Here is a 26751-nt window from a genome sequence, read left to right on the forward strand (position 1 = left end):
TCTTTTTCCGCCGCCGCCAGCCGGTTGACCAACGGCTGTTTGTCGGCGTTAAGGGTTTTGACCTGGTCGAGGGTGGTCTGCTGCGCCTTCTCTGCCGCGGCGAGCCGGTTAGCCAGCGTCTGCTTATCTGTATTCAGAGCGGTGAGGCTGGCGCTGAGCCGTTTATTTTCAGCTGCGGCTTGCTGAAGCTGTGACGTTAATTGTTGGATCTGCTTCAGCGCGGCGGCCTGACTTTGCTGCAGAGTCGTATTCTGGACTGCGCCTTCTTTTTTAATTAACGCCTCATTTTTCGCGGTGGCGGCGGTTAAGGCGATCTGTAATTCTTTTATTTTGTTATTTAAGGCCGCTTGCTCATTCGCGATGGAGGTTTCTGTGGCCGGAGTGTTAGCAAGCTGTTTTTTTAATTGCTGAATAGTTTTATTTTTTTGCTCAATCGTCGCCTGCTGGCTGACGATTCTTTTTTGCAATTGTGCGGTATTGGGCGTCTTTTTTTTATTATCCGCAGGTTGACGATCGCCGGACGTTTGCTTTGCGGTTGCAGCATCGCTTTTTTCATGCGCCTGGGTTTGCTGCTGGGCGTAGTCAAGAAACGCCGGCGCGGCGCCGGCGAAGAAAGGTGTTGAAAGCGCCAGCGCCGCGACGAGCATCAGCAGGGGCGCGTTGAGGGTCAGCGTGGCGGCTCTGTTCATGGCTGCTTGCTTTCACCCCGCTGTACCAGGCTATCGATTAGCGTTTTCTGAATATCGGCGCACAATTTGATGGATTTAAACTGATACATGGAGTCAATGCCAAGCCGGGTGGGATCCGCCACTTTCTCGCGCACGCTGTTATATTGTGACGCCGCACGCACTAAGGCATTGAAGTCATTGCTGAGTTTGGTTGCCTGCTGTGGGTTAACCTCTTTTAGCGAGTCCAGCGCCTGTCGGCAGGATTCAATGCGCGCTTGTTCGCTGGCCGCTCGCTCCTGCTCTGCTTGCTGCTGCGACGTTAGCGGGGTGGTGAGCGGTTTTACCTGCTGGCGAGGGGCGGTATTGCTACAGCCGGCTAATAACATAGCGGCAAGTGGAATAATACGAAGAGTCAGCGAGATATTCACAATTTCAGTCCATGAAGTAGATATATTTTCAACGGATTCTAAAAGGCTGCTTTTTATTTTGCAATATATCGTTAGGGATATTTTGTTGTTTTTATCTGCCAGGGCTGTTAGTACGGGTTTAATTTATTTATTGGCTTGATATATTGCGAGGTAGATAAAATTTATTTTGTATAAAATAATAATGGTAAATACTAAAGGCGGGTGAGTCGGGAAAAAGCGCGGCGCGTTGCCGCCCGCGCGGGAAATTATTTGACGTAAGCCAGCAGGCTAAGTGAATCGCGGGCCAGCGCTTTACATTTTTTCGCCGTCGGAAGGTTAATGCCGCTGAGATCGCGATAGCTGTCTTCGCCAAGCGCTTTCATGTTGTAGCTGTCGTAGTTGCTCAGGTCCCATTGGTTCTGCTGGGCAAAGAACACCAGGGCGCGACGGATCTGCGTGTTGGGCAGGTTCTGGTAGCCACAGTCGTTTTTCAGAAACACAAAAACCGCGGTTAAATCAGCCATGTCTTCCGCTTCTGATTCGCTGAGCGCGTAGCTGTTGGCGGAGAGAGTAAGCAGGCTGCCGAGTACCATTGTTCTGAAAAGCGTCTTCATTTTTTCTACCGTTAGATCACCGACGCTTCAAATTAGCATACTTCTTTACACAGCGCCGATCTTTATTCTTACTCTTCTGCTTGACCTTCCCGTTACGGTAGGGTTTAAGCTCAAATATTCGCCCGCAGAATAAAAGGATGTGAATATGCAACGTCGAGACTTCCTGAAACTGACCGCCGCGGTCAGCATGGCCAGCGCGTTACCGCTTTGGAGCCGTGCGGTCTTTGCGGCCAGTCGCCCGGCCCTGCCGGTACCGCCGCTGTTGACGGCTGATGCGCGCAACCGTATCGCGCTGACCATCCAGGCGGGCAAAACGCAGTTTGGCGCTTTGAACGCCACCACCTGGGGGTATAACGGTTCGCTACTGGGTCCCGCGCTGCAGCTGACGCAGGGGAAGGCTATCACGGTGGACATTACCAACCAGCTGGCAGAGGAGACGACGCTGCACTGGCATGGTCTGGAGGTACCCGGCGAAGTCGACGGAGGACCGCAGGGGGTCATCGCCCCGGGCGCCACTCGGACGGTGAGCTTCACGCCAACGCAGCGGGCGGCCACCTGCTGGTTTCACCCGCATCAGCACGGGACCACCGGTCGGCAGGTGGCGATGGGGCTGGCGGGGCTGGTGCTGATCGAGGATGAAGAGAGCGGACGCCTGCTGTTGCCGAAGCAGTGGGGAATCGATGATGTACCGGTGATTGTGCAGGACAAGAAATTTACCGCCGCTGGCGAAATTGATTATCAGCTGGATGTGATGAGCGCTGCCGTCGGCTGGTTTGGCGATACGCTGCTGACCAATGGCGCTCTCTATCCTGAACATGCCGCCCCGCGAGGCTGGCTACGTCTGCGCTTGCTGAACGGCTGTAATGCCCGTTCTCTCAATTTTGCGGCCAGCGATAAGCGCCCGCTGTACGTGGTGGCCAGCGACGGCGGTCTGCTGGCAGAGCCGGTGAAGGTCAATGAATTACCGGTCTTGATGGGGGAGCGTTTTGAGGTGCTGGTGGACACCAGCGACGGCAAACCTTTTGATCTGGTGACCCTGCCGGTGAGCCAGATGGGCATGGCCATTGCGCCTTTTGATAAACCACAGCCGGTACTGCGCGTCCAGCCGCTGGTCATTCCTGCCTCCGGCAAGCTGCTGGATACCCTGGCCGCTATGCCGGCGCTACCTTCTCTGACGGGGCTGACGCAGCGTCAGCTCCAGCTGTCGATGGATCCGATGCTCGACAGGATGGGCATGCAGGCGCTGATGGAGAAATATGGCGATCAGGCGATGGCAGGAATGGATCACGGCATGATGGGGCATGGCGGGATGGGCGACATGGGGAATATGCACCATGGCGACATGAACAACATGAACCACGGGTCCGGCATGGATCATGGCATGTCGTCGGGCAAGGGATTTGATTTCCATAACGCCAACCGCATCAACGGCAAAGCCTTCGACATGAATGTGCCGATGTTCGCCGCCGCCAGAGGCCAGTATGAGCGCTGGGTGATTTCGGGTAAGGGCGACATGATGCTGCATCCGTTCCATATCCACGGCACCCAGTTCCGCATCCTGAGCGAAAACGGCAAGCCGCCAGCGGCGCATCGTCGCGGCTGGAAAGACACCGTGCGTGTGGAAGGGGACGTGAGTGAAGTATTAGTGAAGTTTGATCATCCGGCGCCGAAGGAGTTTGCCTATATGGCCCACTGCCACCTGCTGGAACATGAAGACACCGGGATGATGTTGGGGTTCACGGTTTAGGGCGGTATAGCCCGGGCGCGTGGGAGAGGGGATAAAGACAAAAAAAAACGGCAACTTTCGTTGCCGTTTTGCGTTTTATTTCGCCTCATCCGGGAGCGCATAGGCGACGATATAATCGCCCATTTTGGTCCCGAACGAGCCGTGACCGCCGGCAGAGATGACAACATACTGTTTGCCATTCACTTCGTAGGTCATCGGGGTGGCCTGACCGCCGGCTGGCAGACGGGCTTCCCACAGCTTCTCACCGTTGCTCATATTGTACGCGCGCAGGTAGTTATCCGCGGTCGCGCCGATGAACAGAACGTTGCCCGCCGTGGAGATCGGACCGCCCAGCATCGGCATACCCATGGTGAATGGGAGTTTAACCGGCATCGGGAACGGCAGGCTGTCCTGCGGGGTACCGATACGTTTTTTCCATACCACTTCGTTAGTTTTCAGATCCAGCGCGGAGATATAGCCCCAGGCCGGCTGTTTGCACGGCAGACCGAACGGCGACAGGAACGGGTTCAGGGTGACGCCGTACGGGACGCCGTACTGCGGCTGCACGCCGGACTCGGTGCCTGAGCCTTTCGCATCTTTCGGCGGCTCCATTGGGTTGCCCGGGCCGCGTGGGATCAGTTTAGAGACGAACGGCAGCGCCATCGGGTTGGCGATAGCCACCTGACGGTTCGGATCGACGGAGATACCGCCCCATTCAAACATCCCCAGGTTACCCGGGAAGACGAGGGTGCCCTGCTCAGATGGCGGGGTGAAGATACCCTCATAGCGCATCTGATGGAAAATCACGCGGCACACCAGCTGGTCGAACATGGTGGCGCCCCACATGTCCGCCCCGGTCAGATCTTTCTTCGGACGGAAGCTCAGATCGGAGAACGGCTGGGTTTTGGCGACGTAATCGCCTTTGGCGGCGCCCTGCGGAACCGGTTTTTCCGGGGCAGGGACCACCAGCTCGCCGTTACGGCGATCCAGCACGAAGATGTTGCCGGTTTTCGCCGGAGCATAGACGACCGGCACGGTTTTGCCGTTGACTTCAATGTCAGCCAGCGTCGGCTGGGAAGGCATGTCCATATCCCACAGATCGTGGTGGACGGTCTGGTAGCTCCAGGCCAGCTTACCGGTGGTGGCGTTCAGCGCGACAATCGAGCTGGCATAGCGCTCTTGCTCCGGCGTGCGGTTACCGCCCCAGATATCCGGAGTGGTCACGCCCATCGGCAGATAGACCAGATCCAGTTTGGCGTCGTAGGCGGCAGGCGCCCAGGAGTTGGGTGAGTTGAGCGTGAAGTGATGCTCATCGCTTGGGATGGCGTTCGGATCTTTCGCGCCCGGATCGAAGGCCCACAGCAGTTTACCAGTATTCACATCAAAGCCGCGGATCACGCCTGACGGCTCGCGGGTAGAGAAGTTATCGGTAACTGCGCCGGCAATCACGATGGTCTTATCGGTGATAATCGGCGGGGAAGTGGGTTCATACATGCCCGGCGTGGTCACCGGCATGTTGGTCTGCAGGTTGAGAATACCTTTGTTGGCAAAGGTTTCGCACAGCTTACCGTTGTCGGCGTTCACTGCGAACAGGCGACCATCGTTCACCGGCAGGATAATGCGGCGCGGACAGTCGGCGACGACGTCGGCAGGGGCGTTATCCGCTTTCGCTTCGTGATACGAGACACCGCGGCAGGTGACGTGCTGGAACGACGGGTCGGCGTTCAGCTGCGGGTCAAAATGCCACTTCTCTTTACCGGAGGCGGCGTCAAGCGCGAACAGACGCTGGTGGGCGGTACACAGGAAGAGCGTGTCGCCGACTTTAATCGGCGTCACTTCGTTAGTGATTTCACCCGGATCGTTCGGCTGTTTCAGGTCGCCGGTGCGGAACACCCAGGCTTCCTTCAGGTTCTTCACGTTGTCGGCGTTAATCTGCTTCAGCGGGGAGAAGCGCTGGCCTTCCTGGTTGCGGCCATAGGCCGGCCAGTCGCCGTCAGCAACGTTGGAGATCGGCGCCGCCGGGGTGGCGTCGGCGCTCAGAGTGCCGTTGATCTCCTGCGGGTCGTTAAAACCAGCCCAGGTCAGCATGCCGCCGCTGATCAGCAAGGCGACGACCAGCGCGCCTACGGCGCCAGCGGAAGGCACCGGCAGACGACGCCAGACAAAGGGCAGGATCAGCCAGATACCAAAGAAGACGAGGATATCGCTACGCGGCGTCAGCGCCCAGAAGTCGAAGCCGACTTCCCAGACGCCCCAGATCATGGTTGCCAGCAGCAGCGCGGCGTACAGCCACAGCGCAGCGCGCTTGCCGCGGAACAGCATCACGGTCACGCCCAGCATCACCAGACCGGCGACGGGGTAGTACCAGGAGCCGCCAAGCACGACCAGCCATGCTCCGCCGATTAAAAGATAGAGGCCGCAGAACGCTGCAAATAGCGCAGTCAGCGTCACCAGGAGCCTTGATTGTTGAGACTTTGTTTCAGCCATAGAAAGTTACTCATGTGTTTGTTAATTTTTTAACTGCAATTAATTATAGGTTTTAACAAGTGTGATCGGAATCACAAATATGGCTTTATTAATCCCTGCACCGCAGATTTCTTTTTGCTGGTATACTGGATGGCTTGCCGGTCATCGTCGGGGCGAAAGCAGCGGCTTTGATGATTTATATTTAGAATCAAATGGTTAGTCTTATGAAACATACTGTAGAAGTGATGATCCCGGAATCCGAGATCAAAGCGCGCATCGCGGAACTGGGTCGTCAAATCAACGAACATTATCAGGACAGCGGCAGCGAAATGGTGCTGGTGGGGCTGCTGCGCGGCTCGTTTATGTTCATGGCCGACCTGTGCCGTGAAGTGCAGGTGCCGCATGAAGTCGATTTTATGACCGCCTCGAGCTACGGCAGCGGCATGTCCACTACCCGTGATGTGAAAATCCTCAAAGATCTGGACGAAGACATCCGTGGTAAAGACGTTCTGATCGTGGAAGATATCATCGACTCCGGCAATACCCTGTCTAAAGTGCGTGAGATCCTCAGCTTGCGCGAGCCGAAGTCGCTGGCCATTTGTACGCTGCTGGATAAACCAAGCCGCCGTGAAGTGAATGTTCCGGTTGAGTTCGTCGGTTTCGCCATTCCGGACGAGTTCGTGGTGGGCTACGGTATCGACTACGCTCAGCGCTACCGCCATCTGCCGTATATTGGCAAAGTCACCCTGCTGGACGAGTAAGGGGATATCCCACTCTGGCGCGCGCGCCAGAGTGGCTAAGTCTGAAGGCTATTTGTGGTTGATGTGCTTGATCTTGAGGTTGGAGATCCCGTGGCGATAGCGCTGTTCAAGGGTTTCCCGGCTCACGGCGGTCACATCCAGATCGCGCAGCAGTCCGTCGTGAATGCCATATGCCCAGCCGTGGATGGTCACCTTCTGTCCGCGCTTCCACGCCGATTGCATAATCGTCGAATGTCCCAGGTTGTACACCTGCTCCATTACGTTCAGTTCACAAAGGGTATCCAGACGGCGCTCCTCCGGCATTTCCCCCAGCAGCGAGCTGTGTTTAAACCAGATATCGCGGATATGCAGCAGCCAGTTGTCGATGAGCCCCAGCTCCGGGTTCTCCACCGCCGCCTGTACGCCGCCGCAGCCGTAGTGGCCGCAGATAATAATGTGCTCGACTTCGAGAACATCGACGGCATACTGCACCACCGACAGGCAGTTGAGGTCGGTGTGGATCACCAGATTCGCCACGTTACGATGCACAAACAGTTCGCCTGGCTCCAGGCCGGTGAGTCGCTCAGCGGGAACGCGGCTGTCAGAACAGCCAATCCACAGGAAGCGCGGTTTCTGCGTTTGCGACAGTTTCTCAAAAAAGCCGGGGTCCTCTTCCACCAGCATTTTTGACCATAGTGCATTGTTGCTGATGAGTGTATCTATATCATTCATGGACGTTATCGGCCTGTAACCAAGTAAGTGCGTTGCGCTAATATAGGGTAAGCTCACCTTTTTTAAAACCATCTTAACCCGTGATGCTTCCGGCTGCAGATGCGCTGGCCGCGCCACTACAGCGCAAACGTCAGTCAGGCGGGTTAATGACGTGTCATGACACGAGAAGAGATATTTAATGACCATTGCTCTGGAATTAAAACAGCTCAAAAAAACCTACCCCGGCGGGGTTCAGGCACTGCGGGGAATTGACCTGCAGGTTGAAGCGGGGGATTTCTATGCCCTGCTGGGCCCGAACGGGGCGGGAAAATCCACGACGATCGGCATCATCAGCTCGCTGGTGAACAAAACCTCCGGTCAGGTCAATGTCTTTGGCTACGATCTGGAGAAAGATGTCGTCAACGCCAAGCGCCAGCTTGGCCTGGTGCCGCAGGAGTTTAACTTTAACCCGTTCGAGACCGTGCAGCAGATCGTCGTTAACCAGGCGGGCTACTACGGCGTTGAGCGTAAAGAAGCCATCGCCCGCAGCGAAAAGTACTTAAAACAGCTCGATCTGTGGGAAAAACGCAGCGAACGCGCGCGGATGCTTTCCGGCGGGATGAAGCGCCGCCTGATGATCGCTCGCGCGTTGATGCATGAGCCGAAGCTGCTGATCCTCGACGAGCCGACCGCCGGCGTCGATATCGAACTACGCCGCTCGATGTGGGGCTTCCTCAAGGATCTCAACGATCGCGGAACCACCATTATTCTGACCACTCACTATCTGGAAGAGGCCGAAATGCTGTGCCGCAACATCGGCATCATCCAGCACGGTACGCTGGTGGAAAACACCTCGATGAAAGCGCTGCTGTCGAAGCTGAAATCAGAGACCTTTATTCTCGACCTCGCGCCAAAAAGCCCGGTGCCGAAGCTCGAGGGCTACCAGTATCAGCTGGTCGATACCTCGACGCTGGAAGTGGAGGTCCTGCGCGAGCAGGGGATTAACAGCGTTTTCGCGCAGCTGAGCGCCCAGGGGGTGCAGGTATTGAGTATGCGTAACAAAGCCAACCGTCTGGAAGAGCTGTTTGTCACCCTGGTGCATGAGCGAAAAGGAGAGTCAGCATGATGCAGCTTTATTGGGTCGCGCTGAAAAGCATCTGGACCAAAGAGATCCACCGTTTTATGCGCATCTGGGTGCAGACGCTGGTGCCGCCGGTGATCACCATGACCCTGTACTTCGTGATTTTCGGTAACCTGATCGGGTCGCGCATCGGCGAGATGCATGGCTTTACCTACATGCAGTTTATCGTGCCGGGCCTGATCATGATGGCGGTGATCACCAACGCTTACGCCAACGTCGCCTCGTCGTTCTTCAGCGCCAAGTTTCAGCGCAACATTGAGGAGCTGCTGGTGGCGCCGGTGCCGACGCACGTGATTATCGCCGGCTACGTGGGCGGCGGGGTGGCGCGCGGGCTGTGCGTGGGTATCCTGGTGACCGCGGTGTCGCTGTTCTTTGTGCCGTTCCAGGTTCACTCCTGGCTGTTTGTCGCCCTGACGCTGCTCCTCACCGCGGTGCTGTTCTCGCTGGCCGGACTGCTGAACGCGGTGTTTGCCAAGACCTTCGATGACATCAGCCTGATCCCGACCTTTGTGTTGACGCCGCTGACCTATCTCGGCGGGGTGTTCTACTCGCTGACCCTGCTGCCGCCGTTCTGGCAGGGGCTGTCGCATCTGAACCCCATCGTCTACATGATCAGCGGCTTCCGCTTCGGCTTCCTCGGTATCAACGATGTGCCGCTGGTGACCACCTTTGCGGTGCTGGTGGTCTTCATCGTCGCCTTCTATCTCCTCTGCTGGTCGTTAATCCAGCGCGGTCGCGGCCTGCGTAGCTGATACTCATCACGGTTAGCGCTTCCGGACGTCAATACGCGAAGCGCTAACCGCTTATCTTTGACCCCCATCACCGATACGCCATCTTCCCCTTGCTACATTATTGGCTGGCTAAGGAGGGAAGCATGCTTGGTTGGGTCATTACCTGCCACGATGAGCTGGCGCAGGAGATGCTGGATCGTCTTGAACAAAAATTTGGTCCGCTGGCCCAGTGCCGGGCGGTCAATTACTGGCGCAATCTCAGCAGCAATATGTTGAGCCGGATGATGTGCGATGCGCTGCATGCCACCGACTCCGGGGACGGGGTCATTTTCCTAACCGACAGAACCGGCGCGGCGCCTTATCGGGCCGCGGCGCTGATGAGCCACAAACATACCCACTGCGAAGTGATCTCCGGCGTCAGCTATTCATTACTTGAAGGAATGTATCTGCTGCGGGACACGTTAAGCAGCGAGGCGTTTCGCCAGGCTATCGTCAGCGCGGGGGGGCCGATGGTGAGCAGCCTGTGGCATCAGCAGCAGAAGAACCCCCCGTTCCGGTTGCGTCATGATACCTTTGGAAATTAAGCAGCGGGACAGATGCCGCTTTTGTTACAATAACCGCCGTTGATGGTTTACCGGTTCGATGCGCATGCTTGCCCGATTTTTTACTCTGCTTCTTTTACTGACCTCACTCAGCGCCTCCGCCAGTCTGCTTAGCCAGCAGGGCAAACCTGTGCGCTATATGCAAACCACCGAAGACGCGGTGATCTGGGCGCAGGTGGGGAACCATGTGGTCAGCGTGGGCAATGTGCGTGCCGGGCAGATCCTCGCGGTTGTCCCGACGGCGGCTGATTACTATGAGTTTCGCTTCGGCTTCGGCACCGGGTTTATTGACAAGGGCCATCTGGAGCCAGTGCAGGGGAAGCAGCGGGTGGAGGACCGTCTGGGGGATCTCAATAAGCCGCTGAGTAACCAGAATTTACTCACCTGGAAAGATACACCGCTCTATGACGCTCCCTCAGTGAGCAGCGCGCCGTTCGGCACGCTGGCCAATAATCTGCGCTATCCGATCCTCAGCAAGCTGAAAGACCGCCTCAATCAGACCTGGTTTCAGATCCGCATTGGCGATCGGCTGGCGTGGGTCAGCAGTCTGGATGCGCAGGAGGATAACGGGATCCCCGTGCTGACCTATCACCATATTCTGCGTGACGAAGAGAACACCCGTTTCCGCCATACCTCGACCACCACCTCGGTACGCGCCTTCAATAACCAGATGACCTGGCTGCGGGATCAGGGGTATACCACGCTGACCCTGTATCAGCTGGAAGGCTACGTGCGCAATAAAATTAACCTTCCGGCGCGGGCAGTCGCCATTACCTTCGATGACGGTTTGAAATCGGTAAACCGCTACGCCTATCCGGTGTTGAAACAGTATGGCTTCCACGCCACCGCTTTTATTATCTCTTCGCGCATCAAGCGTCATCCGCAGCAATGGGATCCGAAATCGCTGCAGTTCATGAGCATTTCTGAGCTCCGGCAGATCCAGGACGTCTTTGACATTCAGTCGCATACCCACTTCCTGCACCGGGTAGACGCCGGCCGGCGGCCGATCTTATTCAGCCGCAATTACCATAATATTCTGTTTGATTTTGCCCGTTCGCGCCGGGCGCTGAGTCAGTTTAATCCACATGTGCTCTACCTTTCCTATCCCTTCGGCGGCTATAACGCCACGGCGGTGCAGGCGGCGAATGACGCCGGGTTTCATATGGCGGTGACGACGGTGCGTGGGAAGGTGAAGCCGGGGGACAATCCGTTTCTGCTAAAGCGGTTATATATCTTACGCACGGATTCGCTGGAGACGATGTCGCGGCTGATCAGTAACCAGCCGCAGGGGTAAACTTCGGCGCTGCGCCTGAGCGCAGCGCCGTGGTCATCAGGCGACCTGCACCGGAATCGCTTTCGCCTGGCGCTTCATTTCGTTGTCGCCTTCGAAGTAGGCGATGTTGGGCTGCCAGCGGCGCGCCTCTTCGTCAGACATGGTGACGAAGCTGGCGATGATCAGGATATCGCCGACGCTGGCGCAGTGCGCGGCGGCGCCGTTAACGGAGATGATTCTGGAACCCCGCTCGGCGGCAATGGCGTAGGTGGAGAAACGGTTGCCGTTGGTGACGTTCCAGAGGTGAATGGTCTCATTCTCCAGAATACCGGCCGCATCCAGGAAATCCTGGTCAATGGCGCAGGAACCTTCATAGTGCAGGTCAGCCTGCGTCACTTTTACGCGGTGGAGCTTGCCCTGCAGCATATTACGCATCATAACTTCTACCCTTCAACCTTAATGTAGCAGAGCGGACACGACGTCCGCCCTGAGAAAAGCCCGGGCAAGTATTGCCCGATTTTTACCCGCTGTCTACTGACCGAGCGTGACGATCTGGTTGTCGATCAGGCGGGCCTGACCGAGCCAGGCGGCCATCAGGATCACCGCGCGCTGGCTGGCGTCGGTCAGCTCAAGCAGGGTGTCGGCATCGCGGATCTGAATGTCGTCGGCGCGGAAACCTTTCTCGTTCAGCTCCTGCTCGGCGATAGCGATGATCTCGTCGAGCTGACGGTCGCCGGCGGCCAGTTTTTCCGCCACCGCGCTCAGCACTTTATACAGACCGGGGGCGATTTTGCGCTGGTCGGCGGTCAGATAGCCGTTACGCGAGCTCAGCGCCAGGCCATCCTTCGCGCGGACGATCGGCACGCCGATAATATCGATATCGTAGCCCATGTCGGCAACCATCTTGCGGATCAGCGCCAGCTGCTGGAAGTCTTTCTCGCCAAAGCAGGCGACGTCTGGCTGAACCAGGTTGAACAGCTTACTGACGATGGTCGACACGCCGCGAAAATGGCCCGGACGGCTGGCGCCTTCCAGCATAGTGGACAGGCCGGGGACGTCGACGTAGGTCTGGCCTTCGGTGCCCTGCGGGTAGACTTCCGCCGGCGTCGGCGCGAAGACAAAGTCGACATGACGCTTGTTCAGCTTTTCGCAATCATCCTGCAGGGTGCGCGGGTAGCGCGCCAGGTCATCGGCGCGGTCAAACTGCATCGGATTGACGAAAATACTGACCACCACCACGTCCGCGCTGGCTTTGGCTTCATCAACCAGCTTCATATGACCATCATGCAGGTTGCCCATCGTCGGGACCAGCGCGATACGCTTGCCTTCCTGACGCAGACGGCGGATATGCTGACGCAGCAGCGGCACGGATTCTATAATCAGCACAACAAGACTCCTTAATGGAAACTGTGTTCTTCGCCCGGATAGACCCCGGATTCGACTTCGGCAATATACTGCCGCACCGCGGCGCGGATGTCGCCCGCCTCGGCAAGGAAATTCTTGGCAAATTTCGGAATGTGGCCGCCGGTAATGCCGAAAGCGTCATGCATCACCAGGATCTGCCCATCGGTGACGTTGCCCGCGCCGATGCCGATCACCGGAATGGTCAGGGCTTCGGTGATGCGTTTCGCCAGGGCGACCGGGACGCACTCCAGCACCAGCAGCTGCGCGCCTGCCGCTTCCAGCGCTAACGCGTCTTCAAACAGGGTCTGCGCCGCATCGCCGCGGCCCTGCACTTTATAGCCACCAAATACGTTCACCGACTGCGGCGTCAGGCCGAGGTGGCCGCAAACCGGCACCGCGCGTTCCGCCAGCATCCTCACGGTCTCGGCCAGCCAGGCGCCGCCTTCGAGTTTGACCATATTGGCGCCGGCGCGCATCACGATGGCGGCATTTTCGAAGGTCTGCTCCGGCGTGGCGTAGGCCATAAACGGCAGGTCGGCGAGCAGCAGGCTGTTCGGCGCGCCGCGGCGGACGGCGCGGGTGTGATAGGCGATATCTTCCACGGTGACCGGCAGGGTGGAGTCGTGACCCTGCACCGTCATTCCCAGCGAGTCGCCCACCAGCAGCACATTAATGCCTTCATCGGCGAACAGCTTCGCGAAGCTATGGTCGTAGGCGGTAATGGTGGCAAAGCGCTTCTTTTCCTGTTTGCATTTCTGCAGCAGGGCAATGGTGGTCGGTTTCATAACATTTCCTGATGATGAAAGTCATATTAACCGGCATTCTAACAGCAGCATTTAGAGGGGCAATGATTTTGGGCAACCGATTACGACGATCGCCGTAAATGCTAAAAAAGGAGAGGGAATTACCAGATAGCGGGTTTTGTCGCGCCGAGATCATCCAGTACGGTACGCAGCGCAGGGCCGTCAGGAAAGCGGAGGTCCGGGGCGATCTCGAACAGCGGCCAGAGCATAAAGCCGCGGTTTTTCATATCGTAGTGCGGAACGGTCAGACGCTCGCTGTTAATGACCGCATCGCCAAACAGCATGATATCGAGATCGAGGGTGCGCGGCCCCCAGCGTTCGGCTTTGCGCACCCGACCCTGCTGCAGCTCAATGCGCTGGGTGTGATCGAGCAGCGCCTCGGGGGCCAGCGTGGTTTCCAGCGCGACGGCGGCGTTGAGATAATCCGGCTGATCCTGCGGGCCCAGCGGCGGCGTGCGGTAGAACGAAGAGACGTTCACCACGCGGCTGTAAGGTATTTCGCCCAGGGCGCGGATAGCCGCCTGCACCTGCGCCAGTGGCGAAGCGAGGTTACTGCCGAGGGCGATATAGACCAGGGTCATGCGTTACCCTGGCGCGGCGCGCGCTTGCGCGGACGGCGGTGGCGACGGCGCGGCGCCGGATCGTCCCCGAGGTCGTTGAGCATATCTTTTTGCGCTGGCGGCGCGGCGACCTGGAATTCGCCCCACCATTTGGTCAGACGCTGCAGTTCGCCGTTGTTTTCAGCGCCGGCGCGTAGCTCCAGCAGATCGTAGGCGGCGCGGAATTTCGGATGCTCCATCAGCTTCCAGGCGCGTTTGCCCTGGCGACGGGACATGCGCAGCTGCAACTGCCAGATATCGCGGATCAGGGTGGTGATGCGCTTAGGGATCGCCAGCGTACGGCAGGCTTCGTCCAGTACGTCGTTCATCGCCAGCGCGAAGGCGTCATAGTACGCCAGGCCGCTCTCCTGAGCGATTTTTTGCGCTGTTTCCAGCAGCGGATACCAGAACATCACCGAGAAGAGGAAGGCCGGATTGACGCGCATGTCGTTATGAATGCGGGTGTCGGTGTTCTTCAGCACCTGGTTGATGATCCGCTCCATCGGGCTATCGCCGCGCTCGGTAAAGTAGCGGGTGATGGTCGGGAACAGCGGCTGGAACAGGTTGTATTCCCGCAGCAGTAGGTAGGTCTGATAGCCATGCCCGGCCTGCAGCAGCTTGAGCACTTCTTCGAACAGGCGCGCCGGCGGCACGTCGTGGAGCAGGGCGGCCAGCCGCGGCAGCGGTTCGGCCGTTTCCGGGCTGATGGTCATATCCAGCTTGGCGGCGAAGCGCACCGCGCGCAGCATGCGTACCGGATCCTCGCGATAGCGGGTTTCCGGATTGCCGATCAGGCGGATCACGCCGTCCTGCAGATCCTTCATGCCGCCGACGTAGTCGCGCACGGTAAAGTCCGCCACGCTGTAATAGAGGCTGTTAATGGTGAAGTCGCGACGCTGGGCGTCCTCTTCGATCGAGCCGAAGATGTTATCGCGCAGCAGCATGCCGTTCTGGCCCCGCTGGGAGGTGACGCGATCGGTAGTGTGTCCTTCGTGATGGCCACGGAAGGTAGCGACCTCAATGATTTCCGGCCCGAACATCACGTGCGCGAGGCGGAAACGGCGCCCGACCAGACGGCAGTTGCGGAACAGCTTACGCACCTGATCCGGCGTGGCGTTGGTCGTGACGTCAAAATCTTTTGGCTTTTTGCCAAGCAGCAGGTCGCGGACGCCGCCGCCAACCAGCCAGGACTCGTAGCCCGCCTTGTTGAGGCGGTACATGACCTTGAGGGCGTTTTCACTGATATCTTTGCGGGAAATAGCATGCTGCTCACGCGGGATCACCGTCATAGGCGTTGGTTCGACGGCGGCTTCTGCCTCGCGCTCCTCACGGCTTAGCACCTTACGGCAAAAATTAGCGACTCGGGTAAAAATGGTGCACCTCGTAGTGTCAGACGGACTTCAGATCAACTGTACAGTGTAAAAATAGCGGCTAATCATAGCTCAGCGGGAGCCATTTGAGAATGCTCGATTTTCGCGGGCTGCCAGTTGGCGACGGCCTGGGCGAGTAAATCAGCGACGCTCAGGGCCTGCCACTCCCCGGCGATCTCCTGATTCAGAAAGCGGAGCGCGCGGACGATTTCGGGGCGCGGATCGCCTTCCGGCAGCGCCGGCGCGTGGTTTTGTTTAGAGAGCTTATTGCCGTCGGCATTGAGGGCCAGCGGCAGATGGAGGTAGTCCGGCGCCTGCCAGCCAAAATGCTGATACAGCGAAATCTGCCGCACCGTCGGCTCAATCAGATCGGCGCCGCGGACGATCTCGGTGATCCCCTGAAAGTGATCATCGACCACCACCGCCAGGTTGTAGGCAAACAGCCCGTCGCGACGGTGGATAATAAAATCTTCACGCGCCAGCGGCTCGTTGGCGACCAGCGTGCCGCGCAGGCGGTCGGTGAACTGCAGAACCGGACGGGTCTGGCGCAGACGCAGCGCGGCGTTTTCCGCCCCCAGGCCAAGGTCGCGGCAGTGACCATCGTAGATCCCGCCTACGGCGTGGATCCGCGCGCGGGTGCAGGTGCAGTAATAGCTCAGCCCTTGCTCACCCAGCCAGGCCAGCGCCTCGCGGTAGGCTTCGTGCCGTTGCGACTGCCAGAGCACTTCGCCGTCCCAGTGCAGACCGTAGTGGTCGAGCTGGCGCAGGATGGTGTCGGCGGCCCCGGGGACTTCGCGCGGCGGGTCGATATCTTCAATACGAACGCGCCAGATACCCTGGTTCGCGCGGGCTTGCAGGTAGCTGCCGAGCGCGGCGATCAGAGAGCCGAAGTGAAGTTCGCCGGAGGGGGAGGGAGCAAAGCGCCCTATATAGCGTGAGTCAGTCATGATACGGACAACAGAACCAGGCGGGAGAGACTCCCGCCAGAGAGTGAGGCAGCAGGGGATTAGCCCGCCATCTGTTTTTCGCGAATTTCCGCCAGGGTTTTGCAGTCAATGCACAGATCCGCTGTCGGACGCGCTTCCAGACGGCGAATGCCGATCTCCACGCCGCAGGATTCGCAGTAGCCGAAGTCTTCGTCTTCAACTTTTTTCAGCGTTTTCTCGATCTTTTTGATCAGTTTACGTTCGCGGTCGCGGTTACGCAGCTCCAGGCTGAACTCTTCTTCCTGGGCGGCACGGTCTACCGGGTCCGGGAAGTTAGCAGCTTCATCCTGCATGTGCGATACGGTGCGATCCACTTCATCCCTGAGTTGATTACGCCATGCTTCAAGAATACGCTTGAAGTGCGCCAGCTGGGCTTCGTTCATATACTCTTCGCCCGGTTTCTCTTGGTACGGCTCCACCCCAGCGATGGCGAGAATACTCAGGGACGATGTTTTACGGTTTTGCCCTTCTTGCATGTTGCTTCTCCTTAACACGCACTATCGATCCCCATGTGGGGGAAAATCAGGCCGCTATAAATAGCAGATGCTTTTCCGGATAGCAATTATCTAAACGTTACACTTGACAACCCTGTGAAGAAAAGCGTATTCGCGCTTGCGACCCGAACACTATTTAGCCACTTATTTACCGGGGTTTAACACCACGGCGATCGGCTTATTCAGAGTCATCCTCGTCGTAGAAAGTTCCGCTTTCCAGGCGAGAATTTCCACCCCCTTGTCGCGGGCTTCTGTTAACAGCTGTGCGTATCTGGCATCAATATGATGCGCGGGAGAGAAACGGTCAATTGCCGAATGCAGGACGGCAAATAAAATCACCGCGCGGTCGCCATTTGCCGCGACGGCCATCAGCTCCCGCAGGTGCTTCTGACCGCGCGTGGTCACCGCATCGGGAAAATAACCGTATTCTTTCTCCGCCAACGTAACCGATTTCACTTCAATATAGCAGTTTTGGCGATCATCTGCCTGTAACATAATATCGATACGGCTATTCTCTGCGCCGTATTTCACTTCGCTTTTCAGCTGGTTATAGCCTGAAAGTTCAGGGATTATTCCGGCGGAAATCGCCTCTTTCGCCAGCGTATTCGCGCGCAGCGTATTGACGCAAATAACGGCGCCCTGCTGCGTTTCAGTTAATTCCCAGGTGTGGGCATATTTGCGCTTCACATTGTCAGAGGTGGAATACCAGACGGTGTCGCCCGGGGCGGCGCAGCCGGTCATCGCCCCGGTATTCGGGCAGTGGAGCGTCAGCTCGCGGCCATCGGGGGTCACCACGTCGGCAAGAAATCGTTTGTAACGTTTAAGCAAAATGGCGGGCTGCAACGGCGGATCAAACTGCATCAACTTTCCTTATCAAACGGATAATGTTCCAGCGCCGTGTAGCGCGTGCGCCCCCGGCTAAAGCTGGATTCATAGAGCACGAACTTGTTCACCGGAAACGTCCAGCGAAAGCCGGGCGGCGGGATCGGCACCGCCTGGCGGGCGTCGCGCCACAGGGTAATATGCGGATGAAACGGCTGCGGACTCTGATAGCAGCCGCTGCGCGCCGCCTGAGCGCGCAGCATGCTGGCGAGCTGCAGCAGGCCGCGCGGCGGCTGACGGGTCCCGAGCCAGACCACCCGCGAGCGCAGCCACTGTCCGGCATCGTCCAGCGTCAGGGTAAAGCCCGGCGGCTGGAGGCGGCCGGCGAGGGCGGTCAGCGCCCGCTGTTTTTCCGCGCTCACCTCGCCGAGAAACGCCAGCGTGAGGTGAAGGTTATCCGCCGCGACGGGCCTGCCGGCATCCTCCGGGAAGTGCGTTGCCCGCCACTGGACAATCTGTTTGCGGATGGCAGGCGGCAGTTCAATCGCAAAAAACAGCCTTTTCGGCTCAGACATGATAGAGACTCGGTAATGAATTAGGGGGATGCTACAATGCGAGCCCCTGAATGTTAACCCCCGGAGCCTTTTGTGTCCTCATTGCCGGTTGCCGCCGTCCTCCCAGAACTGTTATCCGCCCTGCAGCATGCGCCGCAGGTTTTGCTCAACGCGCCGACCGGCGCCGGGAAGTCGACCTGGCTGCCGCTGCAGATCCTTGCCGAGGGCAACATTACGGGACGCATTATCCTGCTGGAGCCGAGGCGTCTGGCGGCGCGCAATGTCGCGCAGCGGCTGGCTGAACTGCTCGGCGAAAAGCCGGGGGAGACCGTGGGTTACCGCATGCGCGCCGAAACCTGCGTCGGACCGCAGACCCGCCTGGAGGTGGTCACGGAGGGGATCCTGACGCGCATGATCCAGCGCGATCCCGAGCTGACGGGCGTGGGGCTGGTGATCCTCGATGAGTTTCACGAGCGCAGCCTGCAGGCGGATCTGGCGCTGGCCCTGCTGCTTGATGTCCAGCAGGGGTTACGTGACGATCTCAAGCTGCTGATTATGTCGGCGACCCTCGATAACGAGCGCCTGCAGCGTCTGCTGCCGGAGGCGCCGGTGGTGGTCTCGGAGGGGCGCGCTTATCCGGTGGAGCGTCGCTTCAGCCCGCTCTCCGCTCACCAGCGTTTTGATGAGGCGGTGGCGGTAGCGGCGGCGGAGCTCCTGCGGCATGAACAGGGGTCGATGCTGCTGTTTCTGCCCGGCGTCGGCGAGATCCAGCGCGTTCTCGACCAGCTGACGGAGCGCGTGGCGGAGGATGTCATCCTCTGTCCGCTGTATGGCGCGCTGCCCCTGAGCGAGCAGCGCAAAGCGATCCTCCCGGCGCCGGCCGGGAAGCGCAAAGTGGTGCTGGCCACCAATATTGCCGAGACCAGTTTGACCATCGAGGGCATCCGCCTGGTGGTCGACAGCGCCCAGGAGCGGGTTGCCCGCTTTGACCCGCGCACCGGCCTGACCCGGCTGGTGACGCAGCGCATCAGCCAGGCATCGATGACGCAGCGCGCCGGACGCGCCGGTCGTCTCTCCCCGGGGATCTGCCTGCATTTGCTTGGCAAAGAACAGGCCGAACGAGCGGCGGCGCAGAGCGAACCGGAGATCCTGCACAGCGATCTGTCGGCGCTGTTGCTGGAGCTGCTGCAGTGGGGGTGCCACGATCCTGCCGCGCTGGCCTGGCTGGATCAGCCGCCGGCGGTGAACCTGGCCGCCGCGCGCCGCCTGCTGGAGGCGCTCTCGGCGCTGGACGGCGAGCGGCTGTCGGCGTTTGGCCGCAAAATGGCGACTCTCGGCAACGAGCCCCGGCTGGCGGCGATGCTGGCCGCTGCGCAGACCGATGACGAGGTGGCGACGGCGGCCAGGCTGGCGGCGATCCTCGAGGAGCCGCCGCGCGGCGGGCTGGTGGATTTGGCCGCCGTCTTTTCCCGTCAGCAGGCCAACTGGCAGCAGCGGGCGCAGCAGCTGATGAAGCGTCTGGCCTGCCGCAGCGGACAGCCCGACGCCGGACGAATGGCCGCGCTACTGGCGTCGGCCTTCGCCGACCGCATCGCCCGTCGCCGCGGTCAGGAGGGGCGCTATCAGCTGGCGAACGGCATGGGCGCGATGCTTGACGCCGACGACGCGCTGGGCCGCCATGAGTGGCTGATCGCTCCGCTGCTGCTGCAGGGCAGCGCCTCGCCGGATGCCCGCATGCTGCTGGCTCTGCCGGTGGATATCGGCGAGCTGATCGCCGCCCGTCCCGAGCTGGCGCAGCGTTCCGACACGGTGGAGTGGGATGAAGCGCAGGGGACGCTGAAAGCCTGGCGGCGGACCGTGACGGGCCAATTGGTGATCAAGACCCAGCCGCTGGCGAAGCCTTCTGAAGCGGAGCTGCATCAGGCGATGCTCAACGGTATTCGTGAGAAAGGCCTTGCGGTGCTCAACTGGACGCCAGAGGCCGAGCAGCTGCGACTGCGGCTGCAGTGTGCGGCGCAGTGGCTGCCGGAAGAGGCATGGCCCGCGGTGGATGACGCTTCGCTGCTGGCCTCGCTGGAGGCATGGCTGCTGCCGCAGATGAACGGCGTTCACTCGCTGCGGGCGCTGAAGGCGTTGGATCTGCGTCAGGCGCTACAGGACTGGCTGCCGTGGCCGCTGCGCCAGAAGCTGGATCGCGAGCTGCCGACGCACTATACCGTGCCCACCGGCAGCCGTCTGGCGATCCGATACCATGCGGAGAACCCGCCGGCGCTGGCGGTGCGTATGCAGGAGATGTTCGGCGAGGCCACGACGCCGGTTATCGCCGAGGGGCGGGTGCCGCTGGTGCTTGAGCTGCTGTCGCCCGCCCAGCGTCCTCTGCAGATCACTCGCGATCTCAGCGCCTTTTGGCAGGGAAGCTACCGCGAGGTGCAAAAAGAGATGAAGGGACGTTATCCGAAACACGTCTGGCCGGACGATCCGGCCAACGCCGCCCCGACCCGGCGCAGCAAAAAATATTCGTAGCCCCAGGCGCCGGGCGGCATTCTGCCCGGCCAGGCGAACCACTCACGCTAGACCATCTGCTGCCAGAGAAAAACGCCCCCTCCCGCCAGCGCCAGCCAGGGGCCGAAGGCCAGCGGCTGCTGCAGCGACTGCCTGGTCCACAGGCGTTGCAGCAGGGTCGACGCCAGCCCGCTGGCCGAGGCGAGCAACAGCACCTGCGGCAGAGCCTGCCAGCCGCACCAGGCGCCCAGCGCCGCCAGCAGCTTAAAATCGCCATAGCCCAGGGCCTCTTTGCCGGTCAGCAGGCGGAACAGCCAGTAGACCGACCACAGCGCCAGATAACCGGCCATCGCCCCGGCGACCGCGTCCGGCAGCGCAATGTACACCTCGTTAAGATTAAACAGCAGTCCGGCCCACAGCAGGGGCAGGGTCAGGCGATCGGGCAGCAGCTGGGTCCGGGCGTCAATCCGCGCCAGTATCAGCAGGAAGGAGAGCAGCACCAGGCCGCCCGCCAGCGCCAGGCCCGGCGCGAGCAGCACCCCGGCGAGGATAAACAGCAGGCCGGTGGCCAGCTCGGTCAGCGGATAGCTCCACGAGATGCGCGCCTGACAGCAGCGGGCGCGACGGCCTAGCCAGAGGAAGCTGAGCAGCGGGATATTGTCCCGCCAGGCTATCGGCTGGCGACACTGCGGGCAGGATGAGCCCGGCGTGCTGAGGGTTATCGGCTCGTCGTCCGCGGTTTGGGTCAGCATGCGCGGCAGACGGTAGATCACCACGTTGTAAAAGCTGCCCAGCGCCAGGCCGAACAGCAGCAGGAAACCATACCAGACAAGGGGAAAATGCAGCGATAATGCGGCTAATGTCGTCATTTTTGCTCCTTTAATCACCATTTTCCCTGCAGCTGCCACGGCGTCGGGCCCGGGGCGTTTTTCGCCATCGGGCGGGTGACCAGCAGCGCCAGCAGGGGCGGCATCCCCTGACGGGGCTGTAGCGTACCGCGAAACAGATAGCGGCCATCGGGCGACAGGGTTCCCTGGCCGCTGAGGCTCAACTGATGAGAATCCTGGCGGATGGCCAGCGCCACGGCGCCGTTCGCCGTACAGCTTAAGGCGCCACTGACCTGGGCCAGCTCTAGGCTACCGACCGGAGAGTGCAGCCGGGCCTGACGCCACTGCGCGCGTCCGGCGGTGATTTGCCGGCAGCGCCCCTCGCTGAAGTGCGCTTCGGCCAGGCTGAAAGTGACCTCTCCCTCGGCGCTGACGGGCATAGTCGGCGTTAGCCAGCGACCAAGCAGGCTGGCGGGGGCGGTGAGTCGCCCCTCCTGCAGACGCAGATCGCGGATGCCCCACAGCCGGGCCTGGCCCTCCACGCCGCGGGGATCGCTGAGCGCGATCTGCCAGCCAGCCAGGGTGAGCGACCACGTCAGCCGCTCAAGCCGCACGCCGCGCCAGGAGACCGACTGCGCTGCGCCGCGCCAGATGCTGCCGCTAAGGTTGGCCACCTGTACCTCGGACGGCAGCATCGGGACTAACAGACGCGCCGGGGCGGTGGCGGTCAACCACAGCAGATAGAGCGCCAGCAGTAGCCCACCCGCGAACGCGTTAGCTTTCATCGTCGCGCTCCAGCAGCAGATGGTTGACCGTGACCCAGCCCGGCCGCGACGGCTGCCCGGTTACGGACAGCGAGATCGCGTTGACGCCGCGCATCGACGGGGCGTCCAGCCAGTCCATTAGCGCCTGGAAGGTGCAGGGCTGAAGGGTGACCTGCAGACGTTTCCCCTGCGGCTGCAGACGAACGACTTCCAGCCCGTGGCTCGCCGCCTCGCGCATCACCAGCGCGGTGAGCGCCTCTTTTGCCGCCGGCGCGGGCTGCTGGCTGAGCTGCTGCAGGCGCGGACCCTGCTGCGTCATCCAGCGCAGGCTGGCCTGCTCTTTCACCAGGGTTTGCCGCCACTGCGCCTCGCGGGCCCGCCAGGGCTGCCACAGCCCGTACCAGAGGGCGCAGGCTGTCAGCAATCCCGCCAGGCCGAGCAGCAGGCGCTGCTCCGACAGCGTGCGCTGCCGCCACCAGATGAGCAGATTAGCCATCGTTTTCCTCCAGCGTCAGCTGTCCTTCAATGCCATCCGGCCTGGTGGTCATGTCGCCTGGCCGGACGCGAAACCGCGGCTGCGCTCGCTGGGTAAACTGCTCCAGCGCCCGGGAAGAGGCCGCGGCGATATCCAGCTGCAGACGGTTGCCTGCGGCATCCCAGCTCAGCGCCCGCAGGCGGATCCCCGGCGTTTCGCTGATGATGTTTTGCAACGCGCTGAGGCGGTCGACGAGGGGGGCATGCTGCGCCTGACGGGCAAGGGTTTGCAGATGCTGCTGCATCTGCAGTCGCGGGTTAATCACCTTTTTCTCCGTTGGAAACCAGCGATGATAGTAGGCCCGGCTGGCCTGCCGGGCGGCCTCGGCCTGACGCGCCAGATCGCGATGATCCAGCACGCTGTTCACCGCCGCCAGCAGAGTCAGGGCCAGCGCGGCATACCGCGCCGGACGCCAGCTCGTCTGATCAGGCCGTCGACGGCGGACGGCGAACTCCCCCTGCAGCAGACTGAGCTTCTGCGCCGCCGGATGACTTGCGGCGAGGGAGAGCAGCGTCTGCGCAGGCTGCGCGCGCCACTCTCCCGGCGCCGCGGGCGGCGGCGAATAGCTGTCGATGACGTGCTCTTCCGCCTCGCCCTGCAGCAGCTCCGCCAGCCAGGGGCTTTCCGCCGCCATGCCGGCCCATGGCTGGTGGCGGATCAGCCACTGGTCGTCCGCCTGCACCGCGCTCCACGCCGGTGGTTGCCAGGGCAGGGCCAGCACATCGGGCGTCAACGCCAGGGGCCGTAGCGAGAGCGACCCGCAGCGCGCCAGCCAGTCGCGCATTTTTTGCCGCTGCACGGCGACGATCTCGCACTGGGCCTGCTGGCGGTGGAGCAGGGCAAAATGGGTGGCTTCCACCTCGTCGGCCAGCTGCTCTTCCAGCAGGAAGGGGGCCACCTGCAGCGGCGGTTTACGCAGGCCCGCCGGCAGGGTGAGGGTGTGAAACGCGCAGTCGCTGGCCGGGATCAGCACCCAGGCCGGGTAATGCGCCGCCAGCGTCGGGAAAGGGCTGGCGTCGTCAGCCGGCCACCGGCCGCTGGCTTCGTGATGCGGCTCGCCGGGGGCGAAGAGTTGCCAGTGCAGCGGCGCCTGCCCGGGGGCGAAGCGCACGATCAGCATGGCCTGGGGGGAAGCGTTAAACTTATTCATCAACCACCATAGAAAGTCCGTATCGCCGCTGGACGACGGTAAAGGCGCGCCCCTCCTGTTGCAGGACGCTGTGCAGCTGAAAGCGAAGGTTGCCGGTCACCACGGTGAAGGCGGCGATAAAGCGTGCGCTGTGCACCGTCAGCCAGGGACGGGCGAGCGTGGTATCGGTTTTCTGCAGCGTCGGCTGCGCGAGAAAGGCGGCGACGCTGCTCCACCCGGTTCGCGGGCGGTTGTGCAGCAGCTGTTGCGCCTCCTGCAGCGTCAGATCGCCGGGAAAGAGGGCCGCCAGCAGGGCGGCCTGGGAGGGGCGCAGGGTGTTGACATTGACCTGCAGCGCATCATCCGGCTGGACGCAGACGAAGGGGATCAGGCGCTGATAGAGCGCGGCGTCCATTCCGGCCAGCAGGCGCAGCTCGCTGACATCCTGCATCGGCTGGTTGGCGGCGAGATAGCCCGGGGTTTGCGCCATATAGACCTCGTCTTCCGCGCCGTTCAGCCGCGGCTGGCCGTCGCTGTCCGTCCAGTCGCCGAGGGCGGCGGCGATCTGGCTGGCGCGCAGCGGCGACTCGCCGAGCAGCGCCAGCAGCCGGGCGAAGACGTCGGTCGGGTAGGGCGTACCGCCGCTGGTCTCATCCGCGCGATGGTTGATGGCATTGAGATTAAAGCAGGCGTGCCCGTCGCGGATCGTGGCGAGGATTTCGCCATCGTCGAGGGTAAAGCGGCGCCCCTCCTGCGCCCAGGTTTGCGCCAGGTTCGTTTGACTGGGCGAGTCCAGCGCGTCGCGTTGCAGTAGCGCGGCGGCCATGTTTTCCGCCGCCAGGGCGTACCATCTGGCCTGCAGATTATCGAGGGTCACGGCGGTGTGTTGATACATGACCGAGGTGCGTTCGGTCATGGCGCTGGCGAGGATCATCATCAGGGCGAGGATGAACAGCACCATCAGGAGCGCGACACCGCGTTGCCGATTTTTCACTGGCCGCCTCCCGGGGTGAGTAAAAACAGGCGGGTTATCTCCCCGCTGTTCGCCAGCGTCAGGGTGATCTCCAGCCCCTGCGGCAGCGACTGCGAGCGGTCCCAGGTCTCCTGCCAGCGCCCGTCGGCATAAAACCGCAGGCGAAACGCCGTCACCTCGCGCAGCAGCACCCGGACCGTCGGCTGGCTGCCGGTCAGCGGATCCTGTTGATCGAAGCTGAGCCGTTCAAGCTGCTGCTGGCGCAGGCGGTAGCTGACGTTCTGGATCTCCGAGCGCGGGAGGATCCCCAGCGGATTCGGCCAGCCGCTGCGGCTGAAGGCCAGCCCCCAGTCGTCGCTCTGCAACTGGAAACGTCCGGCGAAGAAAAGCGTGTCGCTGTTTCTGGCGCGACGGGGAATGATGTGCGTGACATCATCGGCGATCTGGCGAAAGGCGCGCTGGAGGGCGGCGATCTGCTGGCTCTTCTCGCGGGTCAGGCCATCGGCGCGGATGACATTCTGCAGCACCATCACGGCGGCGGCGCTGAGGACGGCGAGGATAGCCAGCGCCAGCAGCGTTTCAATCAGGGTGAAACCGCGCATTTTCGTTATCATGGCGACGTCACCCAGGTGCGAAGCGTCGCCAGCGGCGCGGGATCGCTTTTTTGCCGCCGGACCTCCACGTCCAGCGCCCGCAGCTGCGGCAGCGCGGTTTCCACCCCCTGCCAGCGGACGAACCAGCGCGTCCCGGCGGCCTCCACGGTGGTTTCGGACCAGCTGAGGGCGGGCCAGCGTTTCTCCAGCCGCAGCTGCACCAGCTGATTATCCGCCAGCCAGCTGGCGAGGATTTTCTCTTCCATACGCCCAAGCTGGCGCGTCTGCTGCAGGGTGGACTGCATCACCGCCAGGCCGGCGAGGGCGAAAATCACCAGCGCGACCATCACTTCGATAAGCGTCATTCCGCTCTCGCGTTTCATGGCTGCTCCCGCGCCGCCAGCGGCTGACTGTCGCCCTGGGCGTCGATGTTGATGCCCGTCGCGGCGTCAATCCGCAGCTGAAACGGCGTGACTTCGCCACCGGGGAAGATGATCACGTCGGGCTGCTCGCCCGGCGTCCACGCCTGGCCGTCGGGAAAGCGCAGCGTCAGCCTGGCCTGCGGGAGGGTTTCCGCCGTGGTGGCGCGCCCGGCCTGCAGCGGCAGCCACTGCGCGTTGCCCCAGCGGTCGTCAGCCGCCGCCGGGGCGCCTTCGTCTGCTGGCTGCAGGCGCATAAACTGCCAGCGGTCAGGGTGGATGACGATCCCGAAGAGCTGGCCGGTTTGCTGCCCGCGCTCGCGGACAAAGTCCAGCTGCGCCTGAAAGCGCGCCAGGATCTGCGTGGCCTCCTGGGTGCGGGCGGAGGGAAACGCCAGCAGCACCATGCTGGCGCTGACGCCGATCAGCAGCAGGACCAGCATCATTTCCAGGAGGGTGAAACCGCGCTGAGACACTATTTCTTCCCGAGGGTCCAGTTGCCGATGTCGTCATTGGTGTCGGGCATCCCGTCCGGGCCGACGCTGAAGACGTCGATGGCGCCATGCTGACCGGGGCTTAACAGCTGATACTCATTTCCCCACGGGTCCTGCGGCAGGCGGCGGATATAGCCCCCTTCCGGGTAGTTGCGGGCATGCGGCTCGGCGGCCGGGGCGGTTACCAGCGCCTGCAGTCCCTGTTCGGTATTCGGGTAGCGGCTGTTGTCCAGCTTATACATGTCCAGCGCCCCCTCGAGCGCCACCAGATCGCTGACCACCTTCTGGCGGTCCGCTTTCTCCTTGTTGCCCATCAGGTTAGGTACCACCAGGCTGGCGAGGATGCCGAGAATGACGATCACCACCATAATTTCCAGTAACGTGAAGCCGCGTTGCCGTTGCAT

Annotated in this window: 30 protein-coding genes and 1 pseudogene; 8 read left to right on the plus strand and 23 right to left on the minus strand. The window is 61.1% G+C overall.

Annotated features, from left to right (window positions below; all coding sequences use genetic code 11):
* The 3 genes and pseudogenes from ABLX76_RS23825 to ABLX76_RS23835 form a co-directional block, all read right to left on the minus strand.
* Window positions 1-689 (minus strand): annotated as a pseudogene (locus ABLX76_RS23825) (peptidylprolyl isomerase); the annotation flags it as partial.
* On the minus strand, window positions 686-1096 hold the full coding sequence (locus ABLX76_RS23830; protein WP_023292003.1) for a hypothetical protein: 411 nt from the start codon (window positions 1094-1096) through the stop codon (window positions 686-688). The pseudogene ABLX76_RS23825 and the gene ABLX76_RS23830, both read right to left, overlap by 4 nt.
* 245 nt (window positions 1097-1341) lie before the next feature.
* Window positions 1342-1689: a YacC family pilotin-like protein gene (locus ABLX76_RS23835; protein WP_004204381.1), complete on the minus strand. Its 348-nt coding sequence runs from the start codon at window positions 1687-1689 to the stop codon at window positions 1342-1344.
* A gap of 145 nt (window positions 1690-1834) precedes the next feature.
* On the opposite strand from ABLX76_RS23835, the gene cueO reads away from it, so the two are divergent.
* Complete coding sequence (gene cueO, locus ABLX76_RS23840; protein WP_348875374.1) at window positions 1835-3436, plus strand: multicopper oxidase CueO; 1602 nt, start codon at window positions 1835-1837, stop codon at window positions 3434-3436.
* A 75-nt stretch (window positions 3437-3511) separates the two neighbouring features.
* On the opposite strand, the gene ABLX76_RS23845 is transcribed toward cueO, so the two are convergent.
* Window positions 3512-5902, minus strand: coding sequence for a glucose/quinate/shikimate family membrane-bound PQQ-dependent dehydrogenase (locus tag ABLX76_RS23845; RefSeq protein WP_032455031.1), 2391 nt, complete (start codon window positions 5900-5902; stop codon window positions 3512-3514).
* Window positions 5903-5981: 79 nt separating this feature from the next.
* On the opposite strand from ABLX76_RS23845, the gene ABLX76_RS23850 reads away from it, so the two are divergent.
* Both ABLX76_RS23850 and hpt read left to right on the plus strand, forming a co-directional pair.
* Window positions 5982-6101, plus strand: a complete 120-nt coding sequence (locus ABLX76_RS23850) for a hypothetical protein (protein WP_032426021.1) — start codon at window positions 5982-5984, stop codon at window positions 6099-6101.
* Window positions 6102-6105: 4 nt separating this feature from the next.
* Complete coding sequence (gene hpt, locus ABLX76_RS23855; RefSeq protein WP_004204384.1) at window positions 6106-6642, plus strand: hypoxanthine phosphoribosyltransferase; 537 nt, start codon at window positions 6106-6108, stop codon at window positions 6640-6642.
* 48 nt (window positions 6643-6690) lie between these two features.
* On the opposite strand, the gene can is transcribed toward hpt, so the two are convergent.
* Entirely contained in the window at window positions 6691-7353 is a 663-nt protein-coding gene (gene can, locus ABLX76_RS23860; protein ID WP_004204385.1) for a carbonate dehydratase, read from the minus strand.
* A 178-nt stretch (window positions 7354-7531) separates the two neighbouring features.
* On the opposite strand from can, the gene ABLX76_RS23865 reads away from it, so the two are divergent.
* The 4 genes from ABLX76_RS23865 (at window position 7532) to ABLX76_RS23880 (ending at window position 11100) form a co-directional block, all read left to right on the plus strand.
* Window positions 7532-8458: an ABC transporter ATP-binding protein gene (locus tag ABLX76_RS23865; protein WP_004204387.1), complete on the plus strand. Its 927-nt coding sequence runs from the start codon at window positions 7532-7534 to the stop codon at window positions 8456-8458.
* Window positions 8455-9225, plus strand: coding sequence for an ABC transporter permease (locus tag ABLX76_RS23870; protein WP_004204389.1), 771 nt, complete (start codon window positions 8455-8457; stop codon window positions 9223-9225). Before ABLX76_RS23865 ends, ABLX76_RS23870 begins: the two co-directional genes overlap by 4 nt.
* Window positions 9226-9347: 122 nt before the next feature.
* On the plus strand, window positions 9348-9788 hold the full coding sequence (locus ABLX76_RS23875; RefSeq protein ID WP_065882749.1) for a PTS sugar transporter subunit IIA: 441 nt from the start codon (window positions 9348-9350) through the stop codon (window positions 9786-9788).
* Between the two features lie 58 nt (window positions 9789-9846).
* Window positions 9847-11100, plus strand: coding sequence for a polysaccharide deacetylase family protein (locus ABLX76_RS23880; protein WP_065804799.1), 1254 nt, complete (start codon window positions 9847-9849; stop codon window positions 11098-11100).
* A 36-nt stretch (window positions 11101-11136) separates the two neighbouring features.
* Here the strand turns inward: ABLX76_RS23880 and panD are convergent, their stop codons facing one another.
* The 9 genes from panD to thpR all read right to left on the minus strand — a co-directional run bounded on the left by panD (window position 11137) and on the right by thpR (window position 18132).
* Window positions 11137-11517, minus strand: coding sequence for an aspartate 1-decarboxylase (gene panD / locus ABLX76_RS23885; protein ID WP_004204397.1), 381 nt, complete (start codon window positions 11515-11517; stop codon window positions 11137-11139).
* 93 nt (window positions 11518-11610) lie between these two features.
* Window positions 11611-12465 (minus strand): pantoate--beta-alanine ligase, encoded by an 855-nt coding sequence (gene panC, locus ABLX76_RS23890; protein ID WP_102002104.1) that lies wholly within the window; start codon window positions 12463-12465, stop codon window positions 11611-11613.
* Window positions 12466-12476: 11 nt separating this feature from the next.
* On the minus strand, window positions 12477-13268 hold the full coding sequence (gene panB / locus ABLX76_RS23895; RefSeq protein WP_023292010.1) for a 3-methyl-2-oxobutanoate hydroxymethyltransferase: 792 nt from the start codon (window positions 13266-13268) through the stop codon (window positions 12477-12479).
* Window positions 13269-13387: 119 nt separating this feature from the next.
* Window positions 13388-13867, minus strand: coding sequence for a 2-amino-4-hydroxy-6-hydroxymethyldihydropteridine diphosphokinase (gene folK / locus ABLX76_RS23900; RefSeq protein WP_048296707.1), 480 nt, complete (start codon window positions 13865-13867; stop codon window positions 13388-13390).
* A complete protein-coding gene (gene pcnB / locus ABLX76_RS23905) occupies window positions 13864-15258 on the minus strand; it encodes a polynucleotide adenylyltransferase PcnB (protein ID WP_071787251.1) in 1395 nt (464 codons plus the stop codon). Before pcnB ends, folK begins: the two co-directional genes overlap by 4 nt.
* A 62-nt stretch (window positions 15259-15320) precedes the next feature.
* Window positions 15321-16202, minus strand: coding sequence for a tRNA glutamyl-Q(34) synthetase GluQRS (gene gluQRS / locus ABLX76_RS23910; protein ID WP_048296709.1), 882 nt, complete (start codon window positions 16200-16202; stop codon window positions 15321-15323).
* 59 nt (window positions 16203-16261) lie between these two features.
* The gene (gene dksA, locus ABLX76_RS23915) at window positions 16262-16717 is read right to left on the minus strand and encodes an RNA polymerase-binding protein DksA (protein ID WP_002888845.1); all 456 of its coding nucleotides are present in this window, start codon (window positions 16715-16717) and stop codon (window positions 16262-16264) included.
* Between the two features lie 162 nt (window positions 16718-16879).
* Window positions 16880-17596: a DNA/RNA nuclease SfsA gene (gene sfsA / locus ABLX76_RS23920; RefSeq protein WP_023292014.1), complete on the minus strand. Its 717-nt coding sequence runs from the start codon at window positions 17594-17596 to the stop codon at window positions 16880-16882.
* Entirely contained in the window at window positions 17596-18132 is a 537-nt protein-coding gene (gene thpR, locus ABLX76_RS23925) for an RNA 2',3'-cyclic phosphodiesterase (protein ID WP_086075017.1), read from the minus strand. The genes sfsA and thpR overlap by 1 nt, the downstream gene beginning before the upstream one ends.
* Before the next feature lie 72 nt (window positions 18133-18204).
* Here thpR and hrpB point away from each other — a divergent pair, with 72 nt between their 5' ends.
* Window positions 18205-20634, plus strand: a complete 2430-nt coding sequence (gene hrpB / locus ABLX76_RS23930; RefSeq protein ID WP_044521056.1) for an ATP-dependent helicase HrpB — start codon at window positions 18205-18207, stop codon at window positions 20632-20634.
* A 47-nt stretch (window positions 20635-20681) separates the two neighbouring features.
* Here hrpB and ABLX76_RS23935 read toward each other — a convergent pair whose 3' ends face one another.
* The 9 genes from ABLX76_RS23935 to gspG are packed head-to-tail and all read right to left on the minus strand — an operon-like array spanning window position 20682 to window position 26751.
* A complete protein-coding gene (locus tag ABLX76_RS23935; protein ID WP_348875375.1) occupies window positions 20682-21482 on the minus strand; it encodes an A24 family peptidase in 801 nt (266 codons plus the stop codon).
* 14 nt (window positions 21483-21496) lie between these two features.
* A complete protein-coding gene (locus ABLX76_RS23940) occupies window positions 21497-22225 on the minus strand; it encodes a type II secretion system protein N (RefSeq protein WP_348875377.1) in 729 nt (242 codons plus the stop codon).
* A complete protein-coding gene (locus tag ABLX76_RS23945; RefSeq protein WP_348875378.1) occupies window positions 22215-22700 on the minus strand; it encodes a type II secretion system protein M in 486 nt (161 codons plus the stop codon). The genes ABLX76_RS23940 and ABLX76_RS23945 overlap by 11 nt, the downstream gene beginning before the upstream one ends.
* Complete coding sequence (gspL, locus tag ABLX76_RS23950; RefSeq protein ID WP_348875379.1) at window positions 22693-23889, minus strand: type II secretion system protein GspL; 1197 nt, start codon at window positions 23887-23889, stop codon at window positions 22693-22695. The genes ABLX76_RS23945 and gspL overlap by 8 nt, the downstream gene beginning before the upstream one ends.
* Window positions 23882-24862 (minus strand): type II secretion system minor pseudopilin GspK, encoded by a 981-nt coding sequence (gene gspK, locus ABLX76_RS23955; protein ID WP_348875380.1) that lies wholly within the window; start codon window positions 24860-24862, stop codon window positions 23882-23884. The genes gspL and gspK overlap by 8 nt, the downstream gene beginning before the upstream one ends.
* Window positions 24859-25455, minus strand: a complete 597-nt coding sequence (gspJ, locus tag ABLX76_RS23960) for a type II secretion system minor pseudopilin GspJ (RefSeq protein ID WP_023292022.1) — start codon at window positions 25453-25455, stop codon at window positions 24859-24861. Before gspJ ends, gspK begins: the two co-directional genes overlap by 4 nt.
* A complete protein-coding gene (gene gspI, locus ABLX76_RS23965; RefSeq protein WP_032452553.1) occupies window positions 25452-25817 on the minus strand; it encodes a type II secretion system minor pseudopilin GspI in 366 nt (121 codons plus the stop codon). The genes gspJ and gspI overlap by 4 nt, the downstream gene beginning before the upstream one ends.
* The gene (gspH, locus tag ABLX76_RS23970) at window positions 25814-26329 is read right to left on the minus strand and encodes a type II secretion system minor pseudopilin GspH (RefSeq protein WP_065882744.1); all 516 of its coding nucleotides are present in this window, start codon (window positions 26327-26329) and stop codon (window positions 25814-25816) included. Before gspH ends, gspI begins: the two co-directional genes overlap by 4 nt.
* Window positions 26329-26751, minus strand: coding sequence for a type II secretion system major pseudopilin GspG (gspG, locus tag ABLX76_RS23975; protein ID WP_002889054.1), 423 nt, complete (start codon window positions 26749-26751; stop codon window positions 26329-26331). Before gspG ends, gspH begins: the two co-directional genes overlap by 1 nt.

This window comes from Klebsiella sp. JB_Kp004 (genome assembly GCF_040065795.1).
Taxonomy (GTDB): domain Bacteria; phylum Pseudomonadota; class Gammaproteobacteria; order Enterobacterales; family Enterobacteriaceae; genus Klebsiella; species Klebsiella quasipneumoniae.

Excerpts from the sequence above, each read along its gene's own strand:
- ABLX76_RS23835 (WP_004204381.1), bottom strand. The coding sequence starts at position 1,689 with ATGAAGACGCTTTTCAGAACAATGGTACTCGGCAGCCTGCTTACTCTC.
- cueO (WP_348875374.1), top strand. The coding sequence starts at position 1,835 with ATGCAACGTCGAGACTTCCTGAAACTGACCGCCGCGGTCAGCATGGCC.
- ABLX76_RS23845 (WP_032455031.1), bottom strand. The coding sequence starts at position 5,902 with ATGGCTGAAACAAAGTCTCAACAATCAAGGCTCCTGGTGACGCTGACT.
- ABLX76_RS23850 (WP_032426021.1), top strand. The coding sequence starts at position 5,982 with ATGGCTTTATTAATCCCTGCACCGCAGATTTCTTTTTGCTGGTATACT.
- hpt (WP_004204384.1), top strand. The coding sequence starts at position 6,106 with ATGAAACATACTGTAGAAGTGATGATCCCGGAATCCGAGATCAAAGCG.
- can (WP_004204385.1), bottom strand. The coding sequence starts at position 7,353 with ATGAATGATATAGATACACTCATCAGCAACAATGCACTATGGTCAAAA.
- ABLX76_RS23865 (WP_004204387.1), top strand. The coding sequence starts at position 7,532 with ATGACCATTGCTCTGGAATTAAAACAGCTCAAAAAAACCTACCCCGGC.
- ABLX76_RS23870 (WP_004204389.1), top strand. The coding sequence starts at position 8,455 with ATGATGCAGCTTTATTGGGTCGCGCTGAAAAGCATCTGGACCAAAGAG.
- ABLX76_RS23875 (WP_065882749.1), top strand. The coding sequence starts at position 9,348 with ATGCTTGGTTGGGTCATTACCTGCCACGATGAGCTGGCGCAGGAGATG.
- ABLX76_RS23880 (WP_065804799.1), top strand. The coding sequence starts at position 9,847 with ATGCGCATGCTTGCCCGATTTTTTACTCTGCTTCTTTTACTGACCTCA.
- panD (WP_004204397.1), bottom strand. The coding sequence starts at position 11,517 with ATGATGCGTAATATGCTGCAGGGCAAGCTCCACCGCGTAAAAGTGACG.
- panB (WP_023292010.1), bottom strand. The coding sequence starts at position 13,268 with ATGAAACCGACCACCATTGCCCTGCTGCAGAAATGCAAACAGGAAAAG.
- folK (WP_048296707.1), bottom strand. The coding sequence starts at position 13,867 with ATGACCCTGGTCTATATCGCCCTCGGCAGTAACCTCGCTTCGCCACTG.
- gluQRS (WP_048296709.1), bottom strand. The coding sequence starts at position 16,202 with ATGACTGACTCACGCTATATAGGGCGCTTTGCTCCCTCCCCCTCCGGC.
- dksA (WP_002888845.1), bottom strand. The coding sequence starts at position 16,717 with ATGCAAGAAGGGCAAAACCGTAAAACATCGTCCCTGAGTATTCTCGCC.
- sfsA (WP_023292014.1), bottom strand. The coding sequence starts at position 17,596 with ATGCAGTTTGATCCGCCGTTGCAGCCCGCCATTTTGCTTAAACGTTAC.
- thpR (WP_086075017.1), bottom strand. The coding sequence starts at position 18,132 with ATGTCTGAGCCGAAAAGGCTGTTTTTTGCGATTGAACTGCCGCCTGCC.
- ABLX76_RS23935 (WP_348875375.1), bottom strand. The coding sequence starts at position 21,482 with ATGACGACATTAGCCGCATTATCGCTGCATTTTCCCCTTGTCTGGTAT.
- ABLX76_RS23940 (WP_348875377.1), bottom strand. The coding sequence starts at position 22,225 with ATGAAAGCTAACGCGTTCGCGGGTGGGCTACTGCTGGCGCTCTATCTG.
- ABLX76_RS23945 (WP_348875378.1), bottom strand. The coding sequence starts at position 22,700 with ATGGCTAATCTGCTCATCTGGTGGCGGCAGCGCACGCTGTCGGAGCAG.
- gspL (WP_348875379.1), bottom strand. The coding sequence starts at position 23,889 with ATGAATAAGTTTAACGCTTCCCCCCAGGCCATGCTGATCGTGCGCTTC.
- gspJ (WP_023292022.1), bottom strand. The coding sequence starts at position 25,455 with ATGATAACGAAAATGCGCGGTTTCACCCTGATTGAAACGCTGCTGGCG.
- gspI (WP_032452553.1), bottom strand. The coding sequence starts at position 25,817 with ATGAAACGCGAGAGCGGAATGACGCTTATCGAAGTGATGGTCGCGCTG.
- gspG (WP_002889054.1), bottom strand. The coding sequence starts at position 26,751 with ATGCAACGGCAACGCGGCTTCACGTTACTGGAAATTATGGTGGTGATC.